Annotated in this window: 5 protein-coding genes; all 5 read right to left on the reverse strand. The window is 64.6% G+C overall.

Features of this window, described 5'->3' with window-relative positions:
• On the reverse strand, nt 1-210 hold a 210-nt coding region (locus M3461_07335), incomplete at its 3' end, for a hypothetical protein (GenBank protein MDQ3774178.1).
• Complete coding sequence (locus M3461_07340; protein ID MDQ3774179.1) at nt 203-1,279, reverse strand: hypothetical protein; 1,077 nt, start codon at nt 1,277-1,279, stop codon at nt 203-205. The genes M3461_07335 and M3461_07340, both read right to left, overlap by 8 nt.
• A gap of 97 nt (nt 1,280-1,376) precedes the next feature.
• Nucleotides 1,377-2,756, reverse strand: coding sequence for a SpoVR family protein (locus M3461_07345; GenBank protein MDQ3774180.1), 1,380 nt, complete (start codon nt 2,754-2,756; stop codon nt 1,377-1,379).
• The gene (locus M3461_07350; protein MDQ3774181.1) at nt 2,757-3,941 is read right to left on the reverse strand and encodes a DUF444 family protein; all 1,185 of its coding nucleotides are present in this window, start codon (nt 3,939-3,941) and stop codon (nt 2,757-2,759) included. It lies immediately after the preceding gene.
• A gap of 174 nt (nt 3,942-4,115) precedes the next feature.
• Complete coding sequence (locus M3461_07355; GenBank protein ID MDQ3774182.1) at nt 4,116-6,065, reverse strand: serine protein kinase; 1,950 nt, start codon at nt 6,063-6,065, stop codon at nt 4,116-4,118.
• Nucleotides 6,066-6,269 lie beyond the last annotated feature (204 nt).

Raw genomic sequence — 6,269 nt, forward strand, 5'->3', positions numbered from 1 at the left:
TGTCCCGGCGACGATCACATGGGCGCCGAGGTCTGCGGGGAACGGCGGGATGGCCACGGTCGCGGTGATGCCGATACGACCCGCGTGGGCCCGCGCCAGCCGGTAGAGGGTGGTCTTCTTACCCCCCGCGCCGACCAGCGCCACGAGCCCGCGCGTCGCGGCCAGGGCTTCCAAGAGCGCCTCGCGATCTCGCTCGGTCCAATCAGTCACAGACACCGACCTGCACGGACAGGATCCGCGGCAGAAAGCTCGCGAGGAGCTCCCAATGCGAACCCAGATCGCGGCTGGCGAAGAGATGGCCACTGGAGGTGCCGAAGTAAACGCCGCAGGGGTCGAGCCCGTCGGTGGCCAGTGCCTCTCTCAGGACGGTGATGTAGACGTGCTCCTGCGGGAGCCCTCGGGTCTGTGGCTCCCAGTGCCGTCCCCCGTCACGGCTGCGATAGACGCAGAGCTTGCGTCCGGCCGTGGTGCGCATGTGCTGGCTCTCCTCCGGAATCACGAATACCCTGTCGGGGTCGGAGGGACAGACGGCGATCGCGTAACCGAAGTCGCTCGGGAGGCCCGCGGTGATCTCGGTCCAGCTCTGGCCCCGGTCGTCGCTGCGATAGGTGCCGTTGTAGCACTGCCGGTAGAGGCGCTCGGGGCGGGCCGGGTGCATGAGCAGCCGGTGGATGTTATGGCCGGTTTCGGGACAGGGGCTCGGGAGGTTGTGCGCCCGTACGCCGCGGTTGATGGGACGGAAGCTCATCCCCCCATCGTCGGAGCGGAACGCGCCACCGGCCGAGACCGCGACATAGATGCGGCGCGCGTCGGTGGGGTCCACGTAGATGGAATGGACGGCGAATCCCCCGCGTGCCGGCTCCCAGGTCGGGCGCGTCGGGTGATCGTTCAACCCCCCCACCGGCTCGAAGCGCTCCCCGTGGTCCATGCTCACGAAGAGACCCGGCGGATCGATGCCGGCATACATCACCCCCGGCGCATCCACAGGTCCCGGCGCCAGGAACCAGATGGCCTCGACGGAGGATCCCTGGCGACCGGGCGCATGACAGGGGGCGCGATCGAGGGCCTTCCAACTCCACCCGCCGTCGTCGCTGCGATAAACGTGGGCCCCCCAGATCGGGTGGTTGGCCGCAGCATAACCGCGTCGTGGCTCACGCGGGTCGAGCCAGGCATGAGACACCCCGTAGCCGGTGATCTGGGGCCCCTCGATTGACCATCGCCGCCGATCGCGATCGGAGCGAAAGCAGAACAGACCCTTCTGAGTACCGACGAGCACCACGCAATGCCGTTCGAGTGACAGATCGATAACCCTGGCAGGACCGAATGGTGATCTGACGCGATCCGGTCGCGCCCGTCAATCACCCAAAAGGGGGGATTCAGTGCAAGGATGTCCCGACCTTGATCACCGTCTCCCGGTCGCGGGTGTCGACGGTGCGCATCATCACCGGGCGCCGCCACACCCGATGGATGTATTCGAGGACCCTGCGGGCATACTCGATGTCGAGACCGCGCCGGTCGCCGCCATGGTCCTGGGTCAGCTCCAGGCTGCCGTCGTTGCCGAGGGACATCACCGAGATGCGCGGCGCACCGAAGTGATAGCGTGGGGCCAGGAGCTCTTCGCGCAGCGCGTCGATGTCCCAGTCACCGACCTTGATCTCGCCGTTGCGCCTGGCCTGGAAGCGGAACAGCCCGAGCTCACGGGCCAGCTCCGCGTCCAGATAGTTGTGCAGGAAGCTGCAATCGTCCTCTTCGCGCATGATGCGGCGCGCGGCGTCGAGGTCATGGTCGTCGATAATCTTCTCCCACAGCGCGAATCCCAGGTGGTAGGGGTTGACGGAGAGCGCGATCTCGCGATCCCCGGCAAACGGCCTCACCACGTCGGAATGTGCCTTCAAGGCGTCGAGATAGACATGATTGGGCAGGAAGCCGGCCTCCCGCAAGAGCCGCGCGTGCCAATACGAGGCCCAGCCTTCGTTCATGATGTGGCAAGCGAATACCGGATGGAAGTAAAACGATTCCTCGCGCACGGCCAGGAAGATGTCACGCTCCCAGTCCTCCATCTCGGGCGCGTAGTGGGCGATGAACCACAGGAGATCGGACTCCGGGTGCGGGGGGATCGCAACGCGCGCATGCTCGCGGCCCGGAGCGGCCGGCTCGTCCTCCCCCGGCAGGGTCTCGAAGCGCTTGCGAAAGCCCTCGATCGTTCGTGGCTCCCGAGCCTTTGGTTTTTCGGGGTAGCGCGGGCGTGTCAATCGTTGATCGTCGTCGATGTGCTGTTCCAGGGCCAGCGCGGCATCCAAGACCGCCTCGACACGGTTCTGACCGTACTCGGCGATGGCGTTCTCGATCTGATGGGCGTGGGCGGCGGCCTGCTCCACCACGTGGAAACCGACCTGTTCCTGGGCGCGCCTGAACAGCAGGTTGTTCTTCGAGAAGTCCGCGTGGCCGAGGACGTGGGCGATGACCAGGGTGTTCTCCTGTACGCTGTTGGTGTTGGCCAGATAGGCCCGTCCAGGATTGCCCGGGAACACCACCTCGAAGATCTTGGAGTGGCCCATGCGGTGTTGGACCAGTTGATAGATGTAGCGCACGCCGAAGGACCAGTGCGGCATGCGCACCGGCAGGCCGTAGACCGCAACCTCCATCATGAAGCTCGGTGGGACCACCTCGAAATCGACCTCATAAAAATCGAGCCCGAGGCCGCGGGCCATGGCCTCTATGGGAGCGAGATAGGTGTCGGCGGCCCTGGCCATCATTTAGGCAGCCTCGGCACCCGCCTGCTGCTTGAAGAATCGGCGGATGCTGGGCCAGATGTCCTCATGGCTGGCCAAGGGAAAGCTGCCGATGGGGAGATCGACGGTGGCGAGGTCGTGGAACAGGACCCCCATCTGGGTGTCGAGGGCCTCGCTGGCGGCGTGGCTGATCTCCACGTAACCGATGAAGTTGAGCAGGGCGCTCAGTTGCTGCAACGCCGCCGCGGTGGGCTCCCGATCTTCGATGAAGTTATCGCCGTCCGAGGCGTAGAACAGATAGGCGTTGTAGCGAGCGGGGCTGTAGCGCGCGTGCAGGATGTCGAGCGCCAGGGTGAAGGCGCTCGAGGCCTGGGTGCCGCCCTGGGCCGTGACACGGAAGAACTCCGCCTCGGAGAACTCCCAGGCCATGGCCGTGTGGGCGATGAACACCGTGTTGATCTCGTGGTACTGGCGCCTGAGTCCCTGCAGAGCCCAGAAGAAGAAGGTCTTGGCGAGCTTGCGGTCTGCTTCCTCCATGCTGGAGGAGGCATCGAGCAGGAAGAAGATCACGGCGCGGGTCGCCGGGCGGCGGCGCCGCGCGAGCTGGCGAAAGCGTAGATCCTCGTTCGAGAACTCCGGCCCGTCGTGCTGGACCGAGCGGCGCTTGATGGCCTCTTTTAGGGTACGGCGCCGATCGAGCCGCGAACGCACGCCGCGCCGGTCCCAACCCTCGCGCACATATTGCTCATCGACCAGCGCGTCGCCGGGCCGGGGCTCGAGGTTCGGTAGCTCCAACTCCTCCCACAGCCAATCGACGATGTCGTCGATCTTGAGCTCCAGGACCAGCTCGAATCCGCCCATTTCGGATCCGCCGCCGCGGTCTCTGGGATCCAGGGGCGCCTGGCCGGGTCGCAGCAAATCACCCGGGTTCACCTGGCCGCGCTTGCCCTGACCGACGGATTGCTGCGCCTCCGGATCGCGCAAACGAAAGCGGTAGTGCTCGAGGAAGCGCACCGGGACCTGGACCGTGCGGTTGTCGGGACGCGAGATGACATCGGAGTTGGCGACGAGCTCCGGGAGATGTTCCTTGACGCTGTCCCGGACCTTGTCGTTGTGGCGCAGCCAATCGCGTGCCCCGCGAGAGAAGAGATCGTACCAATCGGCCTCTTTGGAGCCGTGCGACTGTTTGTCCTTGTCACTCGGGTTCATCGGCCCATGCGCCTTCGCTTACCTCACCCCGTCGAATTATACGCCTTACGATCGATGCAATGGCGATGGATGCAATGGCGCATCGATGTCAGGTCCGCCATTGTTTGCGCCCACCGGTCTCCGATCCCGCCTCACGAGCTTTTGTTTGTTCACACAGAAAGGGTCTTCTCCTTTTTATTCTTGAGACAGCAGGGTAGTGACATAATTCAACGCCTCCTTGGCACTGTGTTCGTCATAGCCGTATTCTTCAGCGAGCCGGCGCTGCACCGCCGAGATCTTCTGGCGTGCCTCCTCGTCGGGACGGGTCGTCGAGGTCACGAGCCGGAGCACATCGCGGCGCTCCTCGAACAGGTACTGCTCGATGGCCTGGTGCAGGCGCGCATGCGAATCGAGGGTGAACTTCTCGCCCTGCTTGTAGGCCACCATCGCCTTGCGTACCACCTCCTGGCGGAACGACACCTTGCCGGAGTCCGAGATGTTGATCTTCTCTTCGACCGCGCGCTTGAAGCGCTCGTCGGGCGGCCGCCGCTCGCCGGTGATGGGATCGACGATCTCGCGATGGTCGAGCGCCGCCTCCACCTCGTCGAGGTACTTCTCGAGCAGGCCCTGCGCCTCCTGCTCGAAGGAGGCGAATAGGGCCTTGTGGACGTCTTCCTTGACCCAGCGATTGTAGAAGTCCTTGCGGGCGATCACCAGAAAGTCCAGCCATTGGCGCTTCTGCTTGGCGTCCATGCGCGCATCGGACTCGATGGCGTCCTTGAGCGCGAGCAACACCTCCATGGTGGTCAGGCTCCGTGCCTCGCTCTTGCTGATGGCCTTGGACAGGGCGTTGATCACGAACCGCGGGCTCACCCCCGACATCCCTTCCTCGGGCGACTCGCCGCGGATCCGCTCGACCTCGGAGGGACTCACCCCCTCGACGTCCTCGCCGGCGTACAGCGACACCTTCTTGGTCAGATCGAGCCCCTCGCGCTCCGACTTATGGACGCGTGTCAGGACCGCGAACACGGCCGCGACCTGGAGCGCATGCGGGTCGAGGTGGACCTCGCGGAAGTTGGGTGCGGCCGAGATGAGCTTGGTGTAGATGCGCGCCTCGTCCTTGTAAGACAGGGTGTAGGGCACCTTGACGATGACCATGCGATCCAACAGGGCCTCGTTCTCGCGCTCTTGCAAAAACTTGTGGAACTCGGCGAGGTTGGTGTGCGCCAGGATCGTCTCGTCGAGGTAGATGAGCGGGAAGCGCGACACCTTGACGTTCTTTTCCTGGGTCAAGGTCAAGAGCAGATACAGGAACTCGCGCTTGACCTTGAGGATCTCGATCATTTCGAGCACCCCGCGGCTCGCCGCGTACACCGCCCCCGACCACGACCAGGCCCTGGGATCGCCTTCATCGCCGTACTTGCTCACCTTCGAGAGGTCCACGGACCCGACCAGATCGGCGATGTCGGCGGTGGTGGGATCATGCGGCGCGTAGGTGCCGATCCCGCTGCGTCCGGCCTCGGAGATAAAGATGCGATGCACCGGGAACTGCATGAAATCGCCGCTGAACTCCTCCTCCAGGCGCATGCGGCAGTAAGGACACACCTGCCCCGCGATCTCGACGCCGTAGGTCTCCCGGAAGTTGCCGCGCAGGGTGTGGGGCACCAGGTGCAGTGGGTTCTCGCTGGTCGGGCAGCCCTTGACCGCATAGAGGGCGCCATCGTCCGTGTGCGAGTATTCTTCCAGCCCGCGCTTCAAGAGGATCACCATCGTGGACTTGCCCCCCGAGGGCGGGCCCAGCAAGAGCAACAGCCTGCGCCCGACCTCGGAGCCCGCGCTCGCGGCCTTGAAGTAGTCGACAGCGCGCTCCAGGGCATCGTCGATCCCGAACAGCTCGTCGGCGAACAGGCCGTGCTGCTTGGGCTCTGCGTGCTCCTCACCGCCATCGAGACCGGCCCGCCGCAGCATGTCCCAGACATACTGGTGACTGTTGCGCGTGAGGCCGTGAGGGTGTTGCGGCAAGACCTCGCCGAGGAAAGCCGCGAACGAACCTTCCCAGTGCCGCGCTTGATGTTCCTTCGTGAACGCGGTCAGCGAATCAATGAACCGAGCCTGCGGATCGTTGGTCATGTGGTTCCCGATCATGAGACCTCCCTAGAATCGACCGTCTTCCTGCTGCCCCTATCGTATACCAATCCCCCGCGCCTTGCCCGCCCAGGTTGCCCGCCTTTTGAACGCGCCTGCGAGCAAATGCTTCGGGCTGGCGCGAAAGACACCCGCTTCTTCTTATCTTAGAGCCACGTCTCGGGATAATAAACCCGTGCTGGTCACGGTCAGGGTGGGTGGGGG

The organism is Pseudomonadota bacterium (assembly GCA_030860485.1).
GTDB lineage: Bacteria > Pseudomonadota > Gammaproteobacteria > JACCXJ01 > JACCXJ01 > JACCXJ01.

Excerpts from the sequence above, each read along its gene's own strand:
- M3461_07345 (MDQ3774180.1), bottom strand. The coding sequence starts at position 2,756 with ATGATGGCCAGGGCCGCCGACACCTATCTCGCTCCCATAGAGGCCATG.
- M3461_07355 (MDQ3774182.1), bottom strand. The coding sequence starts at position 6,065 with ATGATCGGGAACCACATGACCAACGATCCGCAGGCTCGGTTCATTGAT.
- M3461_07350 (MDQ3774181.1), bottom strand. The coding sequence starts at position 3,941 with ATGAACCCGAGTGACAAGGACAAACAGTCGCACGGCTCCAAAGAGGCC.